A 22,700-nucleotide genomic window follows, 5' to 3' on the forward strand; every position below is an offset into this window, starting at 1 on the left:
ACTGCCGACGTGTCGACCGGCGGCCGGTCATCCGGACCGCCGGTCGACACGTGACCGGTCGACCGTCGCACTGCCTGGTCGACCGTCGCGCCGCCTGGTCAGCCGTCGCGCGGTCGACACGTGGCCGATCAGCCTTCGCCGGTCACCAGGCCGGCCTCGTACGCGATGATCGCTGCCTGGACCCGGTTGCGTACGCCCAGCCGGGTGAAGATCGTGCTCAGGTAGCTCTTCACCGTGCCCTCGACCAGGAACAGTCGACGCGCGATCTCGATGTTGGACAGTCCCGCGCCGACCAACGCCAACACCTCACGTTCCCGGTCGGTGAGGGGACCGATCCGGTCCCGGGCAGCGGGCCCCCGGCGCATCCGTTCCCCGCCCAGGGTGAGTACCCGACGGGCCACCCGGGGCGACAGGTAGGCGGCGCCGTCGGCCACCGCCCGTACCCCGGCGATCAGCTCGCGCGGGTCACCGGACTTGAGCAGGAAACCACTGGCACCGTCACCGAGCGCCCGGGCGATGTAGTCGTCCTCACCGAACGTGGTGAGCATGACCACCGCCGTCTCCGGCAACAGTTGCCGGATCTGCGCGCCAGCGGCGAGACCGTCGAGTCGGGGCATCCGGATGTCCAGCAGCGCCACCCGTGGCCGGTGCGCCCGGGCAAGTTCGACCGCCGTACGGCCGTCGGCCGCCTCCGCGACCACCTCGATCTCCGGATCGGCGGCCAGGATCGCCTTCACCCCGGCCCGGATCATCGCTTCGTCGTCGGCCAGCAGGACCGAGATCACTTCCGCTCTCCTCAGGTATGGCAGGGCCCGTCGTCATCGCATCCCGTAGAGGAGGGGGCCTTCCTGACCTCTCAGCGGGGGGGTGACCGTCAGGTGGTCAGGCGGTCCTTGGCCACCAGCCGGCCACCGGCGAAACACAGCCGGTAGGTCGGCTGGACGAAGGGGAAGTTTCCGTCGCTGTAGTACTCACAGACCGAGCCGGCCGGCGGCCGGGGCAGGGCGGACACGTCCGATGCCGGCACCTGCCGGGTCGGCAACCTCAGGTCTGCCCGCTGCTGGCCGATCCGCAACCGGTCGAATTCGGGCTGCTCCAGGACCGCGTCGAACGCCGCCAACGGGTAGTAGACCAGCGACAGCACCCCGGCCATCGTCAGCGGTACGGTGACCGCCACCAGCAGGCTGCGGCGGACCCGCCGCCGAGCGTGACGCAGTTGGTGGGTCGCCTGGGAGGGCACCTCGGGACGGCCGGGTTCGGTTGTCGGTACTCCGTCGACCTCGGCCACCCGGTCGGCGCGACCGTGCGGCAGGCGGGCGACCACGGCAAAACCCCCGTCCCGTGGTCCGGTCCGGAGCGTGCCGCCGGCCAGCCGTACCCGCTCACCGAGGGCCAGCAGCCCAGAGCCGGTGGACGCCATCCCCGGCAGCGGTCCGGCCGGGGGCGGGTCGTTGCGTACGCCCACCTCGGTCCACTCCCCCGCCCGGACGACCCGTACGGCGACCGGGGCCCCCGGGGCGTAGCGGGCCGCATTGGTCAACGCCTCCTGCACCACCCGGTACGCCGCCCGGTCCGCGATCGGCGACAACTCGCCGTCGGACCCGTCCCGCACGAGGCGAACCGACATCCCGGCTTCGCGAGCCCCCTCGACCAGGTCGGCGATGCTCTCGTCGGCGGGCCGGGTGGCTGCGGGTTCAGCGTCTTCGCGCAGCACCCCGATGATGTCCCGCAACCGGTCGGTGGCGGCAGCGACACTGGCCCGCACCTCACCTGCGGCCACGCGATGCCGCTCGTCGAGCCCCGGGGTCACCTCCAGGGCTCCGGCCCGCAACGCGATCAGGCTCAGGTCGTGGCCCAACGAGTCGTGCATGTCCTGGGCGATACGGGCCCGTTCCCGCATCCGGACCCGCTCGGCAGCCCCCCGCTGCTCCCGTTCCATCAGCTCGGCCTGCTCCCAGCCGGCAAGGACCAGGGCCTGATGCTGTCGCCGGTAGCGGCCCAGCAACCAGGGAAAGACCCCGGCGAACAGCAGTGTCGTGGCGATCAGGAACCAGATGTCCAGATCGGTGCCGAGCACACCGAGGTTCAGCACCGTGCCGCCCACCGCGATCGTGGCGAAGATGAGTGCGGCCGGCCACGCCCGGGCGGTCCGCAGCCCGGACAGGTAGCTCATCAACGGGACCGCGAAGACGAAGTTGCCGTCGAAAGCGGTCGGCAGCACCATGAGCACCAGCGAGAGCACCGGCCATCGACGGCTCAGGGCCACCGCGACGCCGATCAGCAGCACCGAGCCGGCCAGCCGTAGCCAGGTGAGCGGATCGGGCCAGGGCAGGAGCAGCGCCCAGGTGATCGGTGCCGACAGCACCACCCAGAGCAGAGCGTCGACCATCAACTGCTGCCGACTGCGCGGCCCGGCCCACCCCGCTGCGACCGGCACGTTCCACCAACCCGGCATCCGGCCAGGCTACAAGCCCTCCGAGCTGCGGCGTTACTGACGAAAGTCAGGTGGTGGCGACCTGCTGCCCAGCGGCGACGCACTGGCGGGCGTAACGGGCCGGCGAAACCCCCACCAGCGCGGTGAAGTCCCGGACGAGGTGCGCCTGATCGCTGTAGCCAAGTTCGACGGCCAGCGCCGCCCAGCTGACCTTCTCACCGCTGGCGGCCCGCTGAGCCGCCTCGTGTAGCCGGTAGAGCCGGATCACCCACTTGGGGCTGGCTCCGACGTACTCGGCGAACAGCCGCTGTAGCCGCCGTGCGCCGATGCCGGTCCGGCGGGCCAGGTCGTCGACCCGTACGGTGCCCGGGTCGGCGGCGATCCGGTCAACCAGGGCATCCATCTGCGCCACCATCGGGTCGACCGCCGGCCGGGCGGCAAGCAGCAGGGCATCCATGCGCGCCGTCAACACGTCCCAGTCGACCCCGCTGCTGGCACCCGGACCGGCGGTGGGACCGGGAACAGCGTCCTGGCGGACCGCCGCGCCGGCCCCGAGGACCTCGGTCAGCGGCAGGAACCGGTTGGCGATGGTGACGACGGGTGCCCCGAGGAAGGGTCGGAAGCCGCCCGGCCGGAACCGTACGCCCAGCACCCAACCGGCGTCCCGCAGGATCTCGTCGAAGTGGCCCCGGATGACTCCGGCGATCCGGGCCCGTGGGCCGGCGACGGTGAGGTTCACCGAGGGGTGCGGCAGCACCCGCTGGCGGTACGGCGGTTCACCGCGCAGGTCGTACTCCACGAGCCAGTAGTGCGTCACGAACGGTGCCAGCTCCGGTGCCGGTGCCCGTCGGCCGTAGCGGAACTTCTCCCGGGCGGTTCGCGCCCAGAGGATCCCTCGATCGTCCGGCCAGTCCATCACCGGCCAGCCTAGTTTCCTCGATCGATCACCAACCGGCCAGGTAACGCCTGGTCGGATCCTGTCGCGTTTGTTCAAGAACCGCGTCCCCGGCCGACACTAGCCTCGGCACCATGCACGATTCGAAGACCGAGGCGATGACCGAGGCGATGACCGAGGCGATGACCGAGGCGATGACCCGTACGGCGGAGTTGGTCCGGGCGGTACGACCGGACCAACTCACCCGGCCCACCCCCTGCACCGAGTACGACGTGGCCGCGCTGGGCCGGCACCTCACCTACTGGGGTGTGGTCTTCTCCGGGCAGGCCGCCCGCAAGGCGCAACCGAAGCCCGACGAGGGGCCGGACGGTGTCGGTGACGACTGGGCCGGGGTCTTCGCCGAACAGGCCGACGACACCGCCGCGGCCTGGTCGTCCCCGGACGCCTGGGAGGGTACGACCCACCTCGCCGGCACTCCGATGCCCGCGTCGCTGGTCGGTTCACTGATGCTGGCCGAACTGGTGCTGCACGGCTGGGATCTGGCCGTGGCGACCGGGCAGCGGCCGGACTACTCCGAGGCGGTGACCCGGACGGCACTGGAGATCATCGAGCGGATGGCTGACCAGGGGCGGGCGGCCGGCATCTTCGGCCAGCCGGTACCGGTGCCGGACTCCGCACCGCTGCTGGACCGGGCCGTGGCACTCAGCGGCCGTGATCCGGCCTGGGCAGCCCGTCAGCCGTAGCAGGTGAGCAGTTGCCGGCCAGCCGCAGCAGGTGAGCGGGAGCCGGCCAGCCGTAAGCGGCGGCAGGCCAGCCGTAGCAGTGAGCGGGAGCCGGCTCAGCTCACTGGACGTCCTCGGCCCAGGTGCGCCAGTCGTCCAGGACGCCGTACAGCGCCGGGGTGAGCCAGCCGGGTGCGGACCGCTGGAACACGCCGGGCTCCATGGCGCCGGCCCCGTCCGGCAGCGCGCCGACCATGTTGGGGACCAGGTCGGTCAGGTTGGCCCAGTGGACCAGCTCCGGCTCGGCCGGCCAGGCACCGACCACCACCCCGGCCGGTACGGCCCGGCGGTCCAGCGCCTCCAGGGTGAGCGCGGTGTGGTTCAGGGTGCCCAGTCCGGCGCGGGCAACGACCACCGCCGGCGCACCGAGGGAGACCGCCAGGTCGGCGACGGTCCACGCCTCGCCGGAGGGACGCAGGCCCATCGGGACCAGCAGCCCACCGGCCCCCTCGATCAGCACCAGGTCGTGCTTCTCCGCCTCGGCGCGGACCGCGTCGACGACGGTGTACAGCTCCAACGGTTCGGCTGCCGCGACCCGGGCGGCGGCCAGCGGAGCCAGCGGGTCCGGGTAGTCGGCCATCGTGATCGCGGTCATCGGGGCGGCCAGCCGGTTGACCGTGTCCACGTCGGTCGGCGCGCCGGTGGCCGTACCGGTCTGGCCGGGTTTGACCACGGCGACCCGCAGGCCCGCCGCCTGCGCTGCCGCGGTGATCGCGGCGGTCACCACGGTCTTGCCGACATCGGTGTCCGTGCCGGTCACCACGATCGGGCCACGCCACGGAGCGCTCATGCCGTCACCTGCCGCCCGGTCCGCGCACCCTGCGGCGCGCACGCCACGATCACGTCGAGCGCCCGGTCGAAGTCGACGGAGGGCACCCCCGCGTTGATGGTCAGCCGCAGTCGGGACCGGCTGTCCGGGGTCGACGGGGGCCGGAAACAGCCGACGGCAACCCCCTGTTCGAGGCAGTCGGCCGCCCAGGAGACAGCCGACTCCGCGTCGGGTGCGGTGATCGACAGCACCGCGCCGGCCGGTGTCGACACCGTCAACCCGGCCGTCCGGAGCTGGTGCACTCCCCGGTCGGCCCGCCGCGCCAACTCGGCCCGCAGGTCGTCGCCGGACCGGGCGAGCTTCGTCGCGGTCAGCACCCCGGCTGCCACCGCCGGGGGCAACGCGGTGTCGAAGATGAAGGTACGGCCGGTGTCGATCAGATGCCGGATCAGCTCGGCCGGCCCGGCGACCAGGCCACCGGCCCCACCGAGCGCCTTGGACAACGTCGCCGTCACCACCACGTCCGGTTCACCGGCCAGGCCGGCGGCCACCACCGCACCAGCACCTCCGGGCCCGGTCACGCCCAGCGCATGCGCCTCGTCGACCAGCAGCAACGCACCGTGTTCCCGGACCACCCCGTGCAACCGTGCCAGCGCGGCAAGATCGCCGTCGACGGAGAAGACCGACTCGGTCAGCACCACCGCCGGGCGGCCGGGAGCCGCCGCCAGGGTGGCCCGGACGGCATCGACGTCGAGGTGCGGGGTGACCACCGTCTCCGCGCCGGAGAGCCGACCACCGTCGATCAGCGAGGCGTGGTTGTGCGCATCGGAGATCAGCAGGGTGCGGGGCCGGACCAGGGCCCGTACGGCGGCCAGGTTGGCCAGGTAACCGGAGGAGAAGACGAGCGTCTGCTGCGCCCCCAGCCAGCCGGTGAGCTCCGCCTCCAGGGTGTGGTGCAGGTCGGTGGAGCCCCGGACGAGTCGGGAGCCGGTCGCGCCCAGGCCGTATTCGGACAGTGCCGCCGCCGCCGCGCCGAGCACGGCGGGATGACGGGAGAGTCCGAGATAGTCGTTTCCGGCCAGGTCAACCGCCGGGTCGGCGGCGCTCCTCGGCCGCAGTTTCCGGGTCAGTCCCGCCCTGGCCCGTAGCTGAGCCCGACGGTCGAGCGTTTCCAACCAGTTCGCCACGGTCTCCCCCTCGGCTCGGTCGCTGGCCACCGGATGCCGACGCGGCTTCCAGAGCGGACGCTCCGACCGGCGAAAATACCACTTCGTGCCGGTGGCGGCGGGCGGCCATGCCGGCCGGGCGACCCACCAACCGTCAGTGGCCGAAACTCCAGCTGTCGGGGAGGGTCGGCCAACCAACCGGCCTAGTAGGGTACGGCCATGCCAGAAATCCTCGACCAGGCGCGTACGCAGGTACTTGAGAACGGTGTCGGCCTCGATCAGGCCGGTGTGCTCGCCGTACTGCGCCTGCCCGACGAGCACCTTCCCGCCGCCCTGCAACTCGCCCACGACGTACGGATGCGCTGGTGCGGGCCGGAGGTCGAGGTCGAAGGGATCGTCTCGCTGAAGACCGGCGGCTGTCCGGAGGACTGCCACTTCTGCTCACAGTCCGGCCTGTTCGCCTCGCCGGTACGTTCGGTCTGGCTGGACATCCCGTCGCTGGTGAAGGCGGCGAAGCAGACGGCCGACACCGGGGCCACCGAGTTCTGCATCGTCGCGGCGGTACGCGGTCCGGACGAGCGGCTGATGAAGCAGATGCGTGAGGGTGTCGCCGCGATCAAGGCGGAGGTGGACATCCAGGTCGCCGCCTCGCTGGGCATGCTCACCCAGGCCCAGGTCGACGAGCTGGTCGAGATGGGCGTGCACCGCTACAACCACAACCTGGAGACCTGCCGTTCGTACTTCCCGAACGTTGTCACCACGCACTCCTGGGAGGAGCGCTGGGAGACGCTGACGATGGTGCGGGCGTCCGGCATGGAGGTCTGCTGCGGCGGCATCCTCGGCCTGGGCGAGACGCTGGAGCAGCGCGCCGAGTTCGCCGCCCAGCTCGCCGAACTGGACCCGCACGAGGTGCCGCTCAACTTCCTCAACCCGCGTCCCGGCACCCCGCTGGGCGACCAGCCGGTGGTCGAGGCGCGCGACGCGCTGCGGGCCATCGCCGCGTTCCGGCTCGCGATGCCCCGGACCATCCTCCGGTACGCGGGCGGCCGGGAGATCACCCTCGGTGACCTCGGCACCCGGGACGGGCTGCTCGGCGGCATCAACGCGGTCATCGTCGGCAACTACCTGACCACGCTGGGTCGCCCGGCCACCGCCGACCTGGAGTTGCTGGACGACCTGAAGATGCCGGTCAAGGCCCTCTCCGCGACACTGTGATGGGGACCGCGGTGTGGTGCGACCGGTGCGGCCAGCCCGCCACCAAGGGGGCACACGACGGCTGCCAGGCGGCCCGGGAGTTGGAGCCGCCCCGCTTCTGCGCCCACTGCCGGCGGCGGATGAAGGTGCAGGTCCTGCCGGCCGGCTGGTCGGCGACCTGCGTCGAGCACGGCGTAATCCAGAGCTGACCCGCCGTCGTGCCCGGTGACGGCTGGGCTGCCACCGGGCACGACGGCGGTGCGTGCCGCACGTCGTCCTAGCTGGGGCGGACCACCGGCCGGTGCGCCTGCTCCACCGGTTGGCGGATGCCGTGCCGGTCCAGCCAGCTACGCCAGGCCGCCACCTCGTCCTCGGTGTGGCGCAACGGGTGCCAGAGGCTTACCGGGGCGTCCGGGGCCGGGGTCAGTGGCCGGTCGTCGAGCCCGCGTAGCGCCCCGTCGGCGTAGCCACAGGACTGTCCGTCGACCGTCCAGATCAGCTGCCGGGCCACCACCCCGACCAGTGGATGGTCGAGGTAGCGCTGGCTCCAGATGTCGTACGTCCAGACCCGCTCGGCGGTCATCTCCCGCTCCAACCGGTTGATCTGCGCGGCCAGTGCCTTGCCGATCCGTTTGGTCTCCGCCCGTAGGTCCCGGATGGCCACGGTGTGGTGCTTGCGTACCGCCGGGGGCGGGCTCTTGATCACCTTGCCGGTCCCGTCGCGCCAGGTCAGGTCGACCCCCGCCCCGGTCACCGTCAGCGTGGCGGTCACCCCGCCGATCTCCGACGTCCGATGCCCGACCCCGGTCAGGCCGTACGCCGGGATGCCCAGTTCCTCGACCTCGGCCCGGGTGATGCCAAGCGCGACGGTCTGCCGGGTGATGGCCGTGTCGACATCCTTGAGCACGCTCTTGACGGTCAGCCGGTGGGTCAGGCCGGCGAGTTCCTCGACCGCCAGCACATCGGCCAGCCGGGACAGCGCGTACACCCCCGCCCTGGCGGTCACCGGGCTGATCAGGTGCTCGGACCAGGGGCTCCGCCGGAGCGCGGTCGGCACCAGTTCGCCCAGCGTACGGGCACTGTCCGGGGTGGCCGGGGTGAAGCCGAGCAGCCAGACCAACCCACGCAGGACGACCTCGTTGTGCGGGTCGTAGCGCTGTTCACCGTGGTCTCGATGGAAAGACCAGGACAGTGGCATCGACCGCGGCTGGCCCACCAGGCGGAGCCAACTCGTGATCACCCGGGCCGTCCGGTCCGGGCCGACCAGGTCCAGCAGTTCCCGGCCCCGGTTCTCCCAACGGGCGGACGGCTTGTCCGAGGTGGCCGTGGCGGCATGGTCCACCAGGGCCTGCCAGTCGGCCCCGAGCTCGGGTAGCTCGGCGAGGACCCGGTCGGCCCACACCTCACCGGGATTGACCGGCGGCAGACCGGTCAGCTCGGCCAGCAGTTCAGGTAGTACGCACCCGGTGTCCGGCCAGTTGCGTTTCTCCTCGTCGATGGCGCTGCGGCGGATCACACCGATCATCGTCGGTGGCAGCGCCGCGCCGGTGGCCAGCCAGGCCCGGGCCAGCGCAGCCAACTGCGCGTACGGGTAGTAGTAGAACTCCTGACCGAGGTCGTCGAGGATCTCGTGGAGCACCTCGGCCGGGACGTCCGGCGGCACGCTCTCGCGGATGGCGTCCCACAGCGGCGGGTTCGGCACGGGGCGCAGCTGGCCGACCCGCGCGTCCGAGACCCGTCGGTACACCGCCAGCCAGCGGTCGACCGGTGCGCCCTTCAGCAGTTCCCGCAGATCCCAGCTCGTACCCTTCAGCCCGGCGATCTCGACCAGGCCGTCGGCGAACTCCCCGACCTCACCGTCGACGCTCAGCGCCTTGACCCGGTCGTAGAGCCCCTGGGGGATCCTCGGATGTACCTGGGGACTTTGCGGCTGCGTCACACGGCACCGACCAGGTGCCGGATCAGACGTGCGCCACTTCGCTTCAGGTCGGCAGAGGTCGGCTCGTTCATGATCCAGCACCCTAGTGATGCCGTACGACGCCGCCCGGCCGTCCGACTCGACGAGCCCGGGGGGCCGGTGATACCGCTCCCAGTCGGTCTGGACGTCCGTCCCGGCGTGCTGCCACTCGCCGGCCGATGCACCGCCGGCCAGACTGACGTTGTCGAAGACCGTGGTCGCCTGGGTGAACCGCACCTCGGAGGTGCTCGCCCCGAACCCCGTACGGCGTAGTGTCAGGTCTCCCCGGGGACGTGGCGAAGAGCCCGACCTGCACGGTACGGTGCCTCGCCAAACCGTTCCACTTTCCCGAACTGGTCCTACGGATCCGGGCCCTGGCCCGTCGGCAACCCGCCGTACGGGCCCGGACGCTGCGGACCGCCGGCATCGAACTCGACCCGGTACGTCGTACGGTCACCTGGACGGTCACCGGATCGACCTGTCGGTCAAGGAGTTCGCGCTCCTCGAAGCCCTCCTACGGGCCAGTCCGGCCTTCCTCAGCGCCGAAAAGCTGCTCGAACAGGTCTGGGACGAGAACGCCGACCCGTTCACCAACACCGTCACCGTGACCATCGGGCGGCTCCGCCGCAAACTGGGGCAGCCGCCGGTCATCACCACGACCCCGGGGGTGGGCTACCGCATCGCCGAGGCTCGATAGGACGCCGGGGCGGTTGGCGCAGGCGGGCTAGCGTACCGCGCGTGCCAACCGCCCACCCCGCCCGTCGCCCCGGCCGCATCGTCGGCCGGATCCTGCTGTTCACCGTCACGACGACGATCGCACTGATCGCCGCCCTGGTCGCCACCGTCGTGACCGTACGGCTAGCCGCCCGCACCCCGTTGGACCGGGACGATGCGGCGGTGGCCGCCGATGCCGTACCCCGGTTGGCGTTCCTGCGCCGGGCCATCGACGACGGTGCGGCAGACCGGATGCAGCAACTCTTCCCGGAGGGCTACTTCTTCCTGCACGTCCTCTATGGCCTGTCCTGGGTCGACGTCGGCAACCGGGATCCGGCCTACCGGGATCGGGCGCTCACCGAGGCCCGGGGCGCGCTGGCCGCGCTCGACTCCGAGGCCGGTCGGGCCGCCTTCTCCCCCCGACTCGACCCGCCGTACGGTGTCTTCCACGCCGGCTGGAGCAGTTGGCTACGCGGCGGGGTGGTACGCCTGGCCGGTGGCACGTCGGCCGCACCGACCGAGGCCAGCCGACTGGCCGGTGACGTCGCCGCGCTGGCCGCCGCCTTCGACCGGCAACTCGCCTCGACCGGCTCGCCGTTCCTGACCGCGTACCCGGATCAGGCATGGCCGGTGGACAGCACGGTCGGCATCGCCGCCGTACGTCTCGCCGACCATCTGACCGGCGGTACGGCGTACCAGGGGTTGCTCGGCCGGTGGCAGCGGGCCGCCGACGAGCGGCGTGACCCGGCCACCGGCCTGCTGCCCCACCGGGTCGATCCGGTCTCCGGCCAACCGGTGGAGGGGGCCCGGGCCACTTCGCAGACGATGGCCCTGCGCTTCCTGCGTGAGGTGTATCCGGTCGAGGCCACCCGGGACTGGGCCCGGTTCCGGGAGTTGTACGCCTCGACCGTGCCCGGTGCGCCCGGTGTCCGCGAGCATCCGCGCGGCGTCGACCGGGCCGGCGACGTCGACTCCGGTCCGCTGATCCTCGGGCTTTCCGCATCGGCGAGTGTGGTGGCGCTGGGCGACGCGGTGCTCTTCGGCGACCGGCGGAGCGCCAACGCGCTCACCGGGCTGGCCGAGGTGACCGGTCTGGCAGTCGAGTACGACGACCAGCGCCGCTACCTCGGCGGCGTACTTCCGGTGGGGGACGCCTTCCTCACCTGGTCGTTGACCGCCACCGGCTGGATCGTGCCGGTGGCCGACACGACCGCCACACCCGGCGGCCCGTCCCCGTGGTGGCGGCTGCCCTGGCTGCTGGCCGTCGCCTGGCTGCTCCCCCCGTGCTGGCTGCCGCTCTGGGCGGTCGTTCGAAGTCGGTGACATCCCTAGCGACGGCACCCCGGTCCCGACACCGGCCCGGCACGCTCTGTTGCGTGCCGGGCCGGATCGGTGTTGCGTCGGCCCCATCGTTCCCGGCCCTCCGGCACCACCGGTTCCGGTACTCCCCCGGAACTCCCGTCCTCGGTGGCCGCCGGCTCAGGTCCGATGCACCTGCCACACCCCGGTCTCAGCAGGTGCCGCGTCGGCTCCGGCGGGGTCGGACGAGTAGCAGTACGCCACCTGCGGTGATCATGAGACCGGCGGCGACGAGTTGCGGGATGTGGCCGGTGCCGGTGACCGGGAGCGACTTGATGTCGACCGATGCGCGGGCCGGTTCGGACGTGACCGGTGTGCCGTCACCGGTGACCCCGGTGGCGGTGGCAACGTTGACCACCCTGCCGGCGGCTACGTCGGCGGCGGTGATGGTGTGCGGGGGCACGGTGCAGTTCATCGCGGCTCCCGGGGCGAGTTCGCTGCCGGGGCAGGTGACCGCCCCTGACAACTCATCGGAGACCGTGATGTTCCGGATGGTGGTTGCGCCGAGGTTGGTCACGGTCAACGTCCAGTCGATGCGGTCGCCAGCGTCGATCCGGCCGTTGTCGTTGACGTCGACGGCATGGCCGGTCTTGGTGACGCCCAGTCCCCTGGTGCCGGTGGTCGGCACCGTGACGGTGGATGGTGGTGCCTGCGGTGGGGTGACGCCGGGTGGCGGCGTTCCGGTCGCCGAGGCGGTGTTGCTGATCGAGCCGGCGTCGACGTCCGCCTGGGTGACCGTGTAGGTGGCGGTGCAGGTGATGGAGTCGCCGGGTGCCAGTGATGCGGCACCGGGTGGACAGGTTGGCGGCGCCAGCGGCCCACTGCCCGTGAAGGTGATGTCAATGATGTCGACGTCCCGCAGTGTGACGTTGCCGGTGTTGGTCACCGCGAAGGAGAAGGTGACCTGTTGGCCGGCGGCGGTGACGCTGGTGGGTTCGGCGGACTTGACCACGGAGAGGGCGGCGGTTGCGGCGGCCTCGACGACAGCGGTCGAAGGTGGTGAGGTCCGCGGACTGCCGGTCGGGTCGTTGCCGGTTGCCTCGGCGGTGTCGGTGACCGAGCCGGCGTCGATGTCCGCCTGGGTGACGGTGTACGTACCACCGCAGGTCGTCTCCTGCGCCGGTGCCAGGGCCGTGACGGGGCAGGTGATGGTGGGCGGTGAACCGGTACCGGTGAAGGCCGTCTCGTTGATGGTCAGGTCGGTGATCGTGACGTTGCCGTTGTTGACGACCAGGAACGCGTAGCGGATCTGTTGGCCGGCGGCGGTGACCGTGGTGGGTTCGGCGGACTTGACCAGGGCGAGCGACGGGGCTGCGACGACGTCGACCACGACCGTGGAGGGATCCGAGGTGGTGGGGCCGCCCGGCGTGGTCCCGGTCGCGGTGGCGGTGTTGGTCACGCTGCCGGCGTCGATGTCCGCCTGGGTGACGGTGTACGTGCCGGTACAGGTGGTCTGCTCGTCCGGCGCGAGGGTGGTGACCGGGCAGGTGACGGTGGGCGGCGTGCCGGTGCCGGTGAAGGTCGTGTCGGTGACGGTCAGCGCCGTGACCGTCGCTGTTCCGGTGTTGGTCACCACGTACCGGTAGGTCACCTGCTGCCCGGCCGCCGACACACTCGACGGGTCGGCGACCTTGGTCAACAACAGCCCGGCGGCGACGTCGACGTCGACCGTCGCCGTCGAGGGCGGTGAGGTCACCGCGTCGCCACCCGGGTCGGTGCCGGTCGCGGTCGCGGTGTCCGTGATCGAGCCGGCGTCGACGTCCGCCTGGGTCACGGCATAGGTGGCGGTACAGGTGGTCGACGCGGCCGGCGCGAGTGTCGTGACCGGGCAGACGACCGGCGACAGTGTCCCCGTACCGGTGAACGAGGTCTCGTCGATGGCCAGTCCGGTGATGGTGGTGTCGCCGTTGTTGGTCACCAGGAACGAATAGGTGACCGTCTGGCCGGCGGCGGTCACGGTCGACGGATCCACCGACTTCACCAGCGCGAGGGATGACGTGGCGACGATGTCGACGTTCGCGCTGGACAGGGGTGAGTTGACCGTGGTGCCGTCGGGTGCGGACCCGCTGGCGATCGCGGTGTTGGTGATGTCGGTCCCGGCGTCGACGTCGGCCTGCGTCACGGTGTAGGCCCCGGTGCAGATGGTCTGGGCACCTGGGGCGAGGCTGGTGATCGGGCAGGTGACGGTGGGCGGTGTACCGGTGCCGGTGAACGTGGTGTCCACTGCGGTCAGACCGCTGATCGTCACGTCACCGGTGTTGGTCACCACGTACTCGTACGACACCTGCTGCCCGGCCGCCGACACGGTCGACGGCTCGGCGATCTTCGTCAGTGACAAGGCGCCGGTGCCGGCACCGAGGGGCAGCGATGCCTGTGACGGAGGTGAGGTGACCGGTCCGGCCGTGCTGTTACCGGACGCGACAGCCGTGTTCACCACTATGCCCGCGTCGACGTCGGCCTGCGTCACGGTGTAGGTGGCGGTACACACCGTGGTCTGCCCGGGTGCCAGGGTCGTCGTGGGACAGGTGATGGTGTCGAAGACCGGGTCGGACACCACGAGTTCGGTGATCGGTATGAGACCGGTGTTGGTGACCACGAACTCGTACGGCACGTTCGTGCCGACCCCGATCACCGGCGGCAGCGGCGGGTCGATGTCCACCTGCTTGACCAGGTTCAGCGTCGGCAGCGGCTCCAGGGAACTCACGCTGACGTTGCGGATCAGGTGTACGTCCGTGAACAGCCCGGTGGAGGCGGCGAACCCGAGTTTGTACGTCGCCGGCACCGGTTGCGGCGCGGCGAAAGCCAGCACCTGCTGCGAGCCGTTGCCGTCGTTGAAGTCGATGCTGACCGTGACCTGGGGGTTCGGGGCGGGACTGACCCGTACCGTGACCGTGCGCTTCGAGGGCTCCAGGAGAGCCTCGGCCTGCTGCGGGGTCACGCCCGGCGGCAGGCTGGTCAGCGGTCCCTGTAGTTGGCCGGGCAGTGTCGAGGGCCACGGTCCGGTCGTGGTGAAGTTGGACGTGGTCGCGGTCAGGAAGCAGTATCCCTCGGTGCCGTTCCCGGGGCCCCGCACGGTGACCATGTTCGGCCCCGGCGCCGGTATCCGGAAGATCGTGCCGGCCGGTGATCGCTGCGCGCAGCCGTTGCCGCGCTGCTCCCAGTCACCGAAGTAGTTGCCCAGCACGTCGAGCCCGATGCCCAGGTAGCCGTTGTTCACGCCGGGCAGGAACGTGTTGGCCGGGTTGTCGTCCGGGAGCTTCTGCGCGTAGCCCAGACTGCCGCCGAACGCACCGGGAGCCGTCAACCCTCCGGCACCGTCCACGAGGAAGAACGAAATGCCGTCGGCCGGGGTCGCCGGTGTGGTGCTGCCGTACTGCCACTGCTCGAAGGTGACCTCGAGGCCCTGGTTGGCCGGGATCGGTTGGTTGAAGAGCACCGCCCCGGCCTGGTCGTTGGAGGCGTCCGTCAGCTGCAGATACCCGTGCGGGGCCCCGCCCGCAGGTGGAACCGGTCCGACCCGGTTGTTGCTGCACGAACCCAACGGATGCTCACCCGGCCCGGGCGGCGCGCCAGCGGGAGCGCCGGTCAGGCAGGCCGATCCGTACGCCTCGAAACGCGGGTCTGCGGTGGCCCCGGTGAACGTCTCCTCGACCAGCGGGGTACCGGGCTGAGCATGGGCCGGTGCGGAGCCGACCAGCGGTAGCCCCCCGATGATCAATATCGAGGTGGTCGCCGCAACCAGGCGACTAACCCGTTTCGTGGACAGAACTCGCGTAAGTGGCATGACGGGATGCTATGGGCGAAATCCCGTCTTAGCGACCAAATGCCCCAATCTCACTGATCTCCGGATCAGCGTGGACGCCGACCGGGGACCGCAGGCAGCCAACCGGGGACGCGGGTGTCCTGGGATACGGGCGTACGGTTGCCGACCTGGACCTGGCTGCGAGACAGTACCGGCAGATCAGCGGTGCCATCGACGCCGCCGCTTCCACTGGTCAGTTCCAAGGAGGCAGCGATGGCCCTACGCATCGCCGACGGCACCACCTGGCAGGAAACCCTGGCCCGGGCGGTGGCCGCGACCCCCGAAGCATTCGACCCGCGACCGGCCGGTGACCCGGACCGGGTGACCGGGCTGCGCAACCTCGTCGAGGGCAGCTGGCAGTCGGTCGGTACCCCGACGCCGGTCCGTACCCCGGTCGACAACACCGTTCTGGTCAACCTGCCCCGGATCGACGCCGGCTCCGCGCAGGCCGCCGTACGGTTCGCCGCCGCCGAGCACCGCGACTGGGCGGACACCCCGCTGGCCGAACGCAAGGCCCGGGTCACCTCGGCGGTCGACGCGTTGACCGGGCACCGTGACCTGCTGGCCCTGCTGCTGGTCTGGGAGATCGGCAAGCCGTGGCGGCTGGCCTGCGCCGATGTCGACCGGGCGCTGGACGGGGTCCGCTGGTACGTCGAGGAGATCGACCGGATGCTGGCCGACGGCCGGGAACCGCTGCCCGGCCCGGTCAGCAACATCGCCAGCTGGAACTACCCGATGAGCGTGCTGGTGCACGCCGAGCTGGTACAACTGCTGGCCGGCAACGCGGTGATCGCCAAAACCCCCTCGCAGGGCGGGGCGGTCTGCCTCACCGTCGCCCACGCGCTGATGCGCCGCGCCGGGCTGCCCGCCACCCTGCTCTCCGGCAGCGGCGAGGAACTGTCCGAGGTGCTGGTACGGGCACCCGAGGTGGGTGCGGTCGCCTTCGTCGGCGGCCGGTCCAACGGCGGAAAGGTGGCCGCCGCGCTGCTCGACACCGACAAGCGGCACATGATCGAGCAGGAAGGGCTGAACGCCTGGGGCATCTGGGACTTCTCGCAGTGGGACCTGCTGGCCCGGCACCTGAAGAAGGGCTTCGAGTACGGCAAGCAGCGCTGCACCGCGTACCCGAGATTCGTCGTGCAGCGGGACCTGGTCGACCGGTTCCTCGACATGTACCTGCCGGTGGTCCGCTCGGTACGCTTCGGCCACCCGCTGGCCGTGGGTGACGACTGGACGGTGGGTGATCCGCTGCCGGAACTCGACTTCGGACCGCTGATCAGCGGCGCCAAGGCCGACGAACTGCGCCGCAAGGTCGACGAGGCGGTACGCGGCGGCGCGGTCCCGCTGTACCGGGGACGCCTCGACGACGCGCCGTTCCTGGACGGGCAGGACACCTCGGCCTACGTGGCACCGTCGGTGCTGCTGGCCCCGCCCGGCCGGTCCCGGCTGATGCACGCCGAACCGTTCGGCCCGGTGGACACCATCGTGGTGGTGGACACCAGGGACGAGCTGCTGGCCGCGATGAACGCCTCCAACGGCGCGCTGGTGGCCAGCCTCGCCTGCGACGACGAGGAGTTGGCGGCCAAGCTCGCCGTCGATCTCCAGGCGTTCAAGGTGGGTATCAACAAGCCACGTTCACGGGGTGACCGGGAGGAGCCGTTCGGCGGCCGGGGCGCGTCGTGGAAGGGCGCGTTCGTCGGCGGTGAGCTGCTGGTCCAGGCGGTGACCGTGGGCGGACCCGACGACCGCCTCTACGGCAACTTCCCCGACTGGACCGCGCTGCCCCCCACCGGCGGCTGAGCCGCGAGTTCGTCGCCGGGGTCACGGGCTGCTGCCCGACGGGCGGACCGGCACGGCCACCGCACTCGTCGTCCACTCCATGGCGGAGTCGACGACCGTGCGGTGGCCGTGCCGGTCGGAGGCATCTGTGGTTCGCGGACCACCCGGTGACGCCGGTCCGCGACCCACCCCGGTCACGGCTGGCTTGCGGCCTACCCGGTCACGGCTGGCTCGCGGCCCGCCCGGTCACGGCTGGCTCGCGGCCCGCCCCCTCATCGGTGCCGGGCCGCTCCTTCCGCCGGTTCGACCCGACCGCCCGTACGGCCAGGTAGGCCCCCAGGCCGATCGGTGCCAGCAGGATGGTCAGCACCAGGACCGGTGCCATGATCAGCGGATGCAGCTGTCGCTGACGACTGTCCAGGTAGATCCACCGACCGACGAAGAGGTCGAACGCGATCATGTGGGCCCAGGCCCCGGCGGTGCCGTGGTCCGTCCCCAGTAGATCGCGTAACCCGGCGAACTCGGGACGGGACACCTCGATGACCAACTCCGGCAGGACCGGTAGCACGGCAACCGGGTAGACCAGCAGCGCCGGCAGCACGATCAGCGGCGAACCGGCGATCCGGCGGGTCCACGACCAGGTCGGCGCGACGATCATCAACGCCCAGAACGGCGCGGCCAACGGAAAGGCGAGATCGAACAGACGCTGGCTCATCCAGCCACCCCTTCCACCCGACGGGTGTCGTCACCCGATCCGACGATCACCGGTGCTCCGCCGGCTGCGACAGGCGTCCCGGTCAGCGCCCAACCGACCCCGATCGCGCTGCCGAGGAGGAGCACCGCCGCGCCGGCCAGCGTCCAGGCGTCCGGATGGATCAACGGTTGACCGCGCAGCGCCTGCCAGGTCACCAGCGCGGTAAGGCCCGCGTACCCGGCACCGAGGACCGCGATCAGCCGTACCCGGACCCGTTCGTCGGCCAACCGGCGGACCCGCCGGCCGGCGATGGCCAGCCCGAGTGCCACCAGCGGCAGCGCCTGTAGTGCGTGCATTCCGATGAAGTGCCCGACCCGCAGGTCACCGCCGGTGGTGCTCCAGTTGAGCAGGGGCAGGCCCGGCCCGCCATCGGGCACGCCGACGCTGTGTGCCCCGATCAGGGTCTGTGCCGACGTACCCAGGCCGGCACGTTGCTCCTCGGTCGGCGTGGTCATCGGGTAGCCGATCGCCAGGCCGACCAGCGCGACCAGCAGGCCCAGCCGAATGGCCCAGCCGGCCGGGCGGTCGGCGATCCGCTGCCGCGCCAGCAGAAGACCGATCCCGGCGGTGGCGCACCAGATCACCACGACGGTGGCCCCCATCACGGCCATCAGCGCCGCGTCCAGGGCGGTCGCGACGTTGAAGTGGCTCTGTCGGCCACGTGCGGCCTGACCGACGATGATGACCATCTCCAGCAGCGCACCTGCGGCGATCACCGTGCCGAGCCACCAGCCGACGGTGCGCGACGACGCGCCGGCACGTGTCCCGCCGGTTCGGCGACGACCGTCCGACAGGGACAGCAGCCAGGCCAGCGTGGCCAGGTAGATGGCCAGGGAAACGGCGAACTTGAAGGGCTTGAGCCAGATGGGTACGCCGACCAGGACGCGGTCGTCCAGCATCAGGCCGCCGAGCGTGACCAGGGTGAGGACCCCCATCGTCGCGGCGGCGAACACGAGCGGTGGATGGAGTCGGGTGGGTGGATCCAGGAGGTGGGTACGGCGCACAAAAACCTCCGCACGGTGATCGGGACAGCCCGGCGCGAACGCGATCCGGGCGATTACGGATAGCAGCACTTTCCACTAGCGATAGTTGAACTATCCGTATAGTCAGGTCCCAGCGCAAGAGGGCGGCATAGATCAAGAGGGCGGCAGATTCGCATGCGCATCGCTGAACTGAGTCGTCAGAGCCGGGTCCCGGTGCCCACGATCAAGTACTACCTGCGGGAAGGCCTGCTACCGCCCGGCGACTTCAGCAGTCGCAACCAGGCACAGTACGGCGAGGAGCACGTACGCCGGCTCCGCCTCATCCGCGCGTTGTTGGAGATCGGTCGGCTGCCGATCGCGGCGATCCGGGACGTCGTAGCCGACCTGGATCGGGTCGACTCCGACCCGCACAAGACCCTCGGCAAGGCGCTACAGGCCACCGAGCCGACGCACGAGCAGATCGACGACGCGGCACTGGCCGCCGCGGAGGAGGAACTCGACGCACTCATCACCCGCCGGGGCTGGCTGGCATTCTCCGAGTCCTCGGTACGCCGTACCGTGGCGCGGACCATCGCCACCCTGCGGGAACTGGGCGGGGACGCGCTCCTCGATCGGATCGACGCGTACGCCGACGCAGCGGAGCGCGCCGCCACCGCCGACCTGGAGACGATCCGCGACCTCACCGACCGGGACACCCAGGTGTACGGCGCCGTGATCGGCACGATCCTGGGCGACGCCCTGATCGCCGGACTGCGCCGGCTGGCACAGGTCGACCGGTCGGTGCGGATGTTCCATGCCCAGCCCGAGGGGCCGACCGGTCAGCGGGACACCGACGCCTGCTGAAGGGAGCCAACTGCCGGTTGGAGCCCGATGCCGGTTGACGCCCGACACCGACCGAGGTCCGACGCCGACCGAGGTCCAATGCCGACGGGACGTACGGTTCCCGTTGGCCCGGCCCCGCACCAGGACCGGGCCAACGGAGCTCTTCCCGCTACCGGGACTCCCCCGGTCACCGGAGCTGCCTCTGTTACCGGCGCTCCCCCGGTCACCAGAGCTGCCTCTGTTACCGGCGCTCCCCCGGCTACGCCTCGGCGGCGGCCGGCCCCGGGACCGGTACGGCCGCATCCCCGGTAGCCCTCTGCACCTGGGCATCGACCCGGGACAGGGTCACGGTCAGCAGGCTCCCGTCCCGGTCGACCCGACGTGGCTGGCCCAGCCGGTACAGCGTCCGCAGCATGGCCGTGTTGTCGGCCTGGGTGTGCGCCACGAGTGCGGCGTACCCGACCTGGTCCGCGCGGGTGACCAACCGACGCAGCAACGCGCTGCCCACCCCCCGGCGCTGCCAGGCGTCCTCCACCAGCAGCGCCAACTCACCCATCGTCCCCTCGGCCACCAGGTTCGCCAGTGCCACCACCCGCGCCGGCCCACCCGGGTGGGCTTCCCGCACGGCCACCAGACTCAGGCCGGACGCCGGTTCGAGTAGTCGGCGCAGTTGCGCGTCACTGGGTCCGGACGTCCCGCTGAGGTAACGGCGGTGCCGGGTGCGGGCCGAGCAGCGTTCGTGGGTCTCCCGTACGGCTGGCAGGTCGTCGATGGTGGCCGGCCGTACGGTCAGCTCCGCACCATCGGCCAGCACCAGGGTGATCCGGTCGGCGGCCTGGCGTACCACCGTTGCCGCCAGGTCCACCAGTGCCTGGGCCCGGGCGAACTCGGCCGGGGTGAAGGCGGGCACGTCGCGTAGCACCTCGAAGTATCCGCCAACCGGATCGGTCAGCCACATCGTCTCCCCGCCCGGACCGGCACGCTCCGGACCGGGCGTGGCCCGCCACGTCACCGACCGTGCGGACAGCAGGCTGCCCAACAGTTCCCCGAGGACGTCCGGGTCGCGTACCAACCGGTTGGCCAGCCCGAGCATCCGGGTCGGCTGGTCGACCAACCCCCGTGCTCCACTGCGGGCCACCCAGCAGTCACGTCCCCGGCCCCGCTCGACGGCTGCGACGAGGTCCCGCTCGTCGAGCGTGTCCGGCGCGTCGACCAGGAAGTCGTCGACCGCGCCCCGCTCCGTGGTGTGTACCTGCACGGAGAGGATGTTGACCCCGCGCAGGGCGAGACTCGCGGTGAGCACGGACAGGTAACCGGGCCGGTCGTCCACCGTCGCCCTGATCCGCCACAGGGTCATCTCGACGCCCTCCCCGACTCCCGGCCGTACCCACCGGAGACCGCGACATCCGCCGGATCGAACGCCGTTACCGGTGCGGTCGCCACATCGACGGCCGCATCGACGAGGTCGAGCCGGTCACCGAGGATCACTGCGGCGGCGCGTACGAGCTGCGCCACCCGGTCCACCTCGGTCAGGTGGAAGGCCGCCGTCGACAGCTCCGCCGAGTCGACCCGGGCCACCAGCAGCACCAGCCCCGCCCGGCCGAACGGCGCAGCGGCGTAGTGGGTGCCGTCCCGGCCGGTCAGCGCCCGGGCCCGTAGCGGGGTCACCTCGGGTAGGTGGGGCGGGACCGGCATCCGCCAACTCGCGTACGCCACCGCGGGCTCCCCACCGCCGCAGGTGGCCCCGCTGCGGGCCGCCCAGTCGGTGGGAACCACCACCGCCGCCGCCCAGTCTGCCGCCAGCAACCCGGGTACGGCGTCCACCAGGGTCGAGAGCCCGTGCGTGGGATTGCCCGCCACCTGGGCCAGCAGTTCGGCATCCTGGCCGCCGGTCGACGGGGCGCCGATCGCCCGCCAGACGCCGTCGACCCGTACCCCGGGAATCGCCGCGAGGCCGGCCAGCAGCCGCTCCACCCGGGACATCCCCGGCCAGACCACGGTGAAGTCGTCGACCGCCCGACCGCCCAGCCGCTCCAGCACCACGACCTGGACGATGTCCGCTCCGGCAACCCCGAGCGTCCGGGCCACCTGCCCAAGCGCTCCGGGGCGATCCGGCATGGTCACCCGCACCCTCAGCAACATGTCTGACCTCCGGTCGGCGGACCGGCGCCCCCGCGCCGGTGCTGACCATCAGCCTGCCGGCCGACCATTTCGTCCCGGTTGCCGCGCCATGTCCGCCGGGGCAAATCCCGGTCGCCCGCCTCGGTGGGGGGGGTGGGTCGAGTGCCTGGGTCCGTCTCGCGGATCCTGGTCCCCGCACAGGCCGCCATACCCGCATACCCGCCGGGCCGCCGTACCGCATACCCGCACAGGCCGCCGTACCCGCATACCCGCCGGGCCGCCGTACCGCATACCCGCACAGGCCGCCGTACCCGCATACCCGCCGGGCCGCCGTACCGCGCCGGGGCTGTACCTCGTCCCGGCCGTCTCACCGGGGTCGGCGCGACGTCCAGCCCTGCTGTTGCAGCCGTTCGATGCCGTCCAGCAGCAGGTCCAGCGCGAACTCGAACTCGAACTGGTCGTCGCAGCCCTGCCCCACGACCGACGCGTCGTCGTGAAGCGCCGCCGTGGCGATCTCGGCGAGATGCGGAAACCGGGCTGCGGCTGCCGGCGGCAGTCCCTCCGATGGTGGTTCCGGCGCGGTCGTGCCGGACCGGCCGGCGCGCCGGGAGTCGTCGAACAGTTCCTGGCTGAAGCCCAGGATCCGGCTGCCCATCGCGTGCATCACGTGGTGGGCCAGATCGGCGGAGAACCCGCCGGCTCGGAGCGTCCCGACCATCGAGTCGAGGTAGGCCAGGACGGCCGGCGTCGCCATGTTCCGCGACTCGATCGCCAGCGGCGCCCAGGGGTGGCGGCGCAGCACCTGCCGCGCAGAGAGGATGCGCTCGCGGACCATGTGCTTCCAGTCGGCGTGGGGCACCAGCGGATCGATCTCGCTGACGACCACGTCGATCATGCCGTCAAGCAGTTCGTCCTTGTTGGCCACATGCTTGTAGAGGGCCATCGGCACGACACCCAACTCCTGGGCGAGGTTGCGCATGCTGAGGGACTCGATCCCGGCCTCGTCGGCGAGCGCGACGGCGGCGTGCAGGATCCGACCCCTGTTCAGCGGCGTCCGACGCAGCACTTCAGCCTGCTCAGCCATCTCGGTCCTCGTCTTCCGGCAACGGTTGACACCATAACCGCGTTGACAGGTGTACGGCGTACACCTAGATTGTCCCTATGAGGTG

General features: G+C 71.4%; 18 protein-coding genes and 1 pseudogene. 7 read left to right on the forward strand and 12 right to left on the reverse strand.

The genetic code is table 11. The features are described 5' to 3' along the window. Nucleotides 1–128: 128 nt before the first annotated feature. From ACFQ4H_RS17110 to ACFQ4H_RS17120, 3 genes are all read right to left on the reverse strand, one after another. Entirely contained in the window at nt 129–752 is a 624-nt protein-coding gene (locus ACFQ4H_RS17110) for a response regulator (RefSeq protein ID WP_449289024.1), read from the reverse strand. Nucleotides 753–874: 122 nt separating this feature from the next. Next, entirely contained in the window at nt 875–2,455 is a 1,581-nt protein-coding gene (locus ACFQ4H_RS17115) for a histidine kinase (protein WP_377571962.1), read from the reverse strand. Between the two features lie 46 nt (nt 2,456–2,501). After that, complete coding sequence (locus tag ACFQ4H_RS17120) at nt 2,502–3,350, reverse strand: DUF6597 domain-containing transcriptional factor (protein ID WP_377571963.1); 849 nt, start codon at nt 3,348–3,350, stop codon at nt 2,502–2,504. A gap of 113 nt (nt 3,351–3,463) precedes the next feature. On the opposite strand from ACFQ4H_RS17120, the gene ACFQ4H_RS17125 reads away from it, so the two are divergent. Beyond that, on the forward strand, nt 3,464–4,072 hold the full coding sequence (locus ACFQ4H_RS17125; protein ID WP_377571964.1) for a TIGR03086 family metal-binding protein: 609 nt from the start codon (nt 3,464–3,466) through the stop codon (nt 4,070–4,072). Nucleotides 4,073–4,172: 100 nt separating this feature from the next. Here the strand turns inward: ACFQ4H_RS17125 and bioD are convergent, their stop codons facing one another. After that, entirely contained in the window at nt 4,173–4,901 is a 729-nt protein-coding gene (gene bioD, locus ACFQ4H_RS17130) for a dethiobiotin synthase (RefSeq protein WP_377571965.1), read from the reverse strand. Continuing rightward, nucleotides 4,898–6,067 carry an 8-amino-7-oxononanoate synthase gene (locus tag ACFQ4H_RS17135; RefSeq protein ID WP_377572000.1) on the reverse strand — a complete coding sequence of 390 codons (1,170 nt, stop codon included), beginning with the start codon at nt 6,065–6,067 and terminating at the stop codon, nt 4,898–4,900. The genes bioD and ACFQ4H_RS17135 overlap by 4 nt, the downstream gene beginning before the upstream one ends. A 198-nt stretch (nt 6,068–6,265) precedes the next feature. On the opposite strand from ACFQ4H_RS17135, the gene bioB reads away from it, so the two are divergent. Both bioB and bsaP read left to right on the forward strand, forming a co-directional pair. Next, the gene (gene bioB, locus ACFQ4H_RS17140; RefSeq protein ID WP_377571966.1) at nt 6,266–7,261 is read left to right on the forward strand and encodes a biotin synthase BioB; all 996 of its coding nucleotides are present in this window, start codon (nt 6,266–6,268) and stop codon (nt 7,259–7,261) included. Continuing rightward, on the forward strand, nt 7,258–7,449 hold the full coding sequence (gene bsaP / locus ACFQ4H_RS17145; RefSeq protein ID WP_377571967.1) for a biotin synthase auxiliary protein BsaP: 192 nt from the start codon (nt 7,258–7,260) through the stop codon (nt 7,447–7,449). The genes bioB and bsaP overlap by 4 nt, the downstream gene beginning before the upstream one ends. Before the next feature lie 68 nt (nt 7,450–7,517). Here bsaP and ACFQ4H_RS17150 read toward each other — a convergent pair whose 3' ends face one another. Next, entirely contained in the window at nt 7,518–9,179 is a 1,662-nt protein-coding gene (locus ACFQ4H_RS17150; protein ID WP_377571968.1) for a DUF4132 domain-containing protein, read from the reverse strand. A gap of 344 nt (nt 9,180–9,523) precedes the next feature. Here ACFQ4H_RS17150 and ACFQ4H_RS17155 point away from each other — a divergent pair. Together ACFQ4H_RS17155 and ACFQ4H_RS17160 are read left to right on the forward strand one after the other, a co-directional pair. Then, nucleotides 9,524–9,894, forward strand: a pseudogene (locus ACFQ4H_RS17155) (winged helix-turn-helix domain-containing protein); the annotation flags it as partial. A 41-nt stretch (nt 9,895–9,935) separates the two neighbouring features. Then, nucleotides 9,936–11,234 (forward strand): hypothetical protein, encoded by a 1,299-nt coding sequence (locus ACFQ4H_RS17160; RefSeq protein ID WP_377571969.1) that lies wholly within the window; start codon nt 9,936–9,938, stop codon nt 11,232–11,234. Between the two features lie 187 nt (nt 11,235–11,421). On the opposite strand, the gene ACFQ4H_RS17165 is transcribed toward ACFQ4H_RS17160, so the two are convergent. Next, nucleotides 11,422–15,054: a DUF7507 domain-containing protein gene (locus ACFQ4H_RS17165; RefSeq protein ID WP_377571970.1), complete on the reverse strand. Its 3,633-nt coding sequence runs from the start codon at nt 15,052–15,054 to the stop codon at nt 11,422–11,424. Nucleotides 15,055–15,285: 231 nt separating this feature from the next. On the opposite strand from ACFQ4H_RS17165, the gene ACFQ4H_RS17170 reads away from it, so the two are divergent. Continuing rightward, a complete protein-coding gene (locus ACFQ4H_RS17170; protein WP_377571971.1) occupies nt 15,286–16,872 on the forward strand; it encodes an aldehyde dehydrogenase family protein in 1,587 nt (528 codons plus the stop codon). 199 nt (nt 16,873–17,071) lie between these two features. Here the strand turns inward: ACFQ4H_RS17170 and ACFQ4H_RS17175 are convergent, their stop codons facing one another. Then, entirely contained in the window at nt 17,072–17,566 is a 495-nt protein-coding gene (locus ACFQ4H_RS17175; RefSeq protein WP_377571972.1) for an ABA4-like family protein, read from the reverse strand. Beyond that, nucleotides 17,563–18,609, reverse strand: coding sequence for a hypothetical protein (locus tag ACFQ4H_RS17180; RefSeq protein WP_377571973.1), 1,047 nt, complete (start codon nt 18,607–18,609; stop codon nt 17,563–17,565). Before ACFQ4H_RS17180 ends, ACFQ4H_RS17175 begins: the two co-directional genes overlap by 4 nt. 153 nt (nt 18,610–18,762) lie before the next feature. On the opposite strand from ACFQ4H_RS17180, the gene ACFQ4H_RS17185 reads away from it, so the two are divergent. Next, the gene (locus ACFQ4H_RS17185; protein WP_377571974.1) at nt 18,763–19,431 is read left to right on the forward strand and encodes a MerR family transcriptional regulator; all 669 of its coding nucleotides are present in this window, start codon (nt 18,763–18,765) and stop codon (nt 19,429–19,431) included. A 238-nt stretch (nt 19,432–19,669) separates the two neighbouring features. Here the strand turns inward: ACFQ4H_RS17185 and ACFQ4H_RS17190 are convergent, their stop codons facing one another. The 3 genes from ACFQ4H_RS17190 to ACFQ4H_RS17200 form a co-directional block, all read right to left on the reverse strand. Continuing rightward, nucleotides 19,670–20,767 (reverse strand): GNAT family N-acetyltransferase, encoded by a 1,098-nt coding sequence (locus ACFQ4H_RS17190; protein WP_377571975.1) that lies wholly within the window; start codon nt 20,765–20,767, stop codon nt 19,670–19,672. Further along, nucleotides 20,764–21,552 (reverse strand): ACT domain-containing protein, encoded by a 789-nt coding sequence (locus ACFQ4H_RS17195; RefSeq protein WP_377571976.1) that lies wholly within the window; start codon nt 21,550–21,552, stop codon nt 20,764–20,766. Before ACFQ4H_RS17195 ends, ACFQ4H_RS17190 begins: the two co-directional genes overlap by 4 nt. Before the next feature lie 346 nt (nt 21,553–21,898). Continuing rightward, on the reverse strand, nt 21,899–22,615 hold the full coding sequence (locus ACFQ4H_RS17200; protein ID WP_377571977.1) for a TetR/AcrR family transcriptional regulator: 717 nt from the start codon (nt 22,613–22,615) through the stop codon (nt 21,899–21,901). Nucleotides 22,616–22,700 lie beyond the last annotated feature (85 nt).

The sequence above is a fragment of the Micromonospora sonneratiae genome (assembly GCF_042679305.1).
Lineage (GTDB): Bacteria > Actinomycetota > Actinomycetes > Mycobacteriales > Micromonosporaceae > Micromonospora_H > Micromonospora_H sonneratiae.

What these genes read in the sequence shown, in the direction of transcription:
- ACFQ4H_RS17110 (WP_449289024.1), bottom strand. Translation starts at nt 752, where the DNA reads ATGATCCGGGCCGGGGTGAAGGCGATCCTGGCCGCCGATCCGGAGATC.
- ACFQ4H_RS17115 (WP_377571962.1), bottom strand. Translation starts at nt 2,455, where the DNA reads ATGCCGGGTTGGTGGAACGTGCCGGTCGCAGCGGGGTGGGCCGGGCCG.
- ACFQ4H_RS17120 (WP_377571963.1), bottom strand. Translation starts at nt 3,350, where the DNA reads ATGGACTGGCCGGACGATCGAGGGATCCTCTGGGCGCGAACCGCCCGG.
- ACFQ4H_RS17125 (WP_377571964.1), top strand. Translation starts at nt 3,464, where the DNA reads ATGCACGATTCGAAGACCGAGGCGATGACCGAGGCGATGACCGAGGCG.
- bioD (WP_377571965.1), bottom strand. Translation starts at nt 4,901, where the DNA reads ATGAGCGCTCCGTGGCGTGGCCCGATCGTGGTGACCGGCACGGACACC.
- bioB (WP_377571966.1), top strand. Translation starts at nt 6,266, where the DNA reads ATGCCAGAAATCCTCGACCAGGCGCGTACGCAGGTACTTGAGAACGGT.
- ACFQ4H_RS17165 (WP_377571970.1), bottom strand. Translation starts at nt 15,054, where the DNA reads ATGCCACTTACGCGAGTTCTGTCCACGAAACGGGTTAGTCGCCTGGTT.
- ACFQ4H_RS17170 (WP_377571971.1), top strand. Translation starts at nt 15,286, where the DNA reads ATGGCCCTACGCATCGCCGACGGCACCACCTGGCAGGAAACCCTGGCC.
- ACFQ4H_RS17175 (WP_377571972.1), bottom strand. Translation starts at nt 17,566, where the DNA reads ATGAGCCAGCGTCTGTTCGATCTCGCCTTTCCGTTGGCCGCGCCGTTC.
- ACFQ4H_RS17185 (WP_377571974.1), top strand. Translation starts at nt 18,763, where the DNA reads ATGCGCATCGCTGAACTGAGTCGTCAGAGCCGGGTCCCGGTGCCCACG.
- ACFQ4H_RS17190 (WP_377571975.1), bottom strand. Translation starts at nt 20,767, where the DNA reads ATGACCCTGTGGCGGATCAGGGCGACGGTGGACGACCGGCCCGGTTAC.
- ACFQ4H_RS17195 (WP_377571976.1), bottom strand. Translation starts at nt 21,552, where the DNA reads ATGTTGCTGAGGGTGCGGGTGACCATGCCGGATCGCCCCGGAGCGCTT.
- ACFQ4H_RS17200 (WP_377571977.1), bottom strand. Translation starts at nt 22,615, where the DNA reads ATGGCTGAGCAGGCTGAAGTGCTGCGTCGGACGCCGCTGAACAGGGGT.